Origin of the sequence: Shewanella sp. 5_MG-2023, from assembly GCF_030547465.1 — a bacterium.
Classification (GTDB): Bacteria; Pseudomonadota; Gammaproteobacteria; order Enterobacterales; family Shewanellaceae; genus Shewanella.
The window spans coordinates 1-887 of record NZ_JAUORC010000084.1 but is presented as its reverse complement, the minus strand read 5'-3'; the positions used below and the strand labels follow the sequence as shown (position 1 = coordinate 887).

General features: G+C 43.9%; 1 protein-coding gene. It reads left to right on the top strand.

What is annotated here, in order from left to right; translation table 11 throughout:
* Positions 1 to 39: 39 nt before the first annotated feature.
* On the top strand, positions 40 to 887 hold an 848-nt coding region (locus Q4557_RS19770), incomplete at its 3' end, for a transposase (protein ID WP_303415045.1).

The window sequence follows — 887 nt, the reverse complement described above, 5'->3', positions numbered from 1 at the left end:
ACTAGGCTTTGGTTATTGCTTAATAATCGGTGATAGATGATGGCCAGACCAAGAGAAACACTCGTGAGTTTAGAAGATACGCCTTACTACCACTGCTGTTCTAGAGTGGTGCGTAAAGCCTTTCTATGTGGTTTTGATGCAAGCTCTGGTGATAACTATGAGCATCGCCGTGAGTGGGTTGATTCTCGGATATTAGAGCTTGCGACGATTTTTGCCATTGATATTTGTGCTTATTCGGTGATGAGTAATCATTTACATGTGGTGCTAAAAGTGGATATTGATACCGCCAAAAACTGGTCTGATTTCGAGGTGCTTACCCAATGGCATAAAGGCTTTAAAGGCACATTGCTGACCAATAAGTTTGTTAAAGGTGAAGTGCTTAATGAGTTTGAGTTACAGGCTGTGAATGACTGTATTACTCAATACCGACTACGCTTGACTGATATCAGTTGGTTTATGCGTTCACTGTGTGAACCTATTGCCCGAATGGCCAATAAAGAAGATAACTGCACTGGTCGATTTTGGGAGGGGCGCTTTAAATCCCAAGCATTATTAGATGAAGCTGCAGTACTTGCGTGCATGGCCTATGTGGACTTAAACCCTATCCGCGCCAAGATGGCTACAGCCCCTGAAAGCTCCGATTACACCAGCATTCAGCGCCGGATCAACTCAGCCATGAAAGGTGAGCAACCCGCGGAGTTACTGCCTTTTGTGGGCAATGAACGTTTGGATATGCCTAATGGTTTGATGTTTAGCGTCAAAGATTACATTGTGCTGGTTGAAGATACAGGGCGGATTATTCGTGATGACAAACGCGGTGCCATAAGCGCGAGTAGCCAGGATATTCTCAATAGATTGAATATTCCTGCTGAAAACTGGTTAAAAAT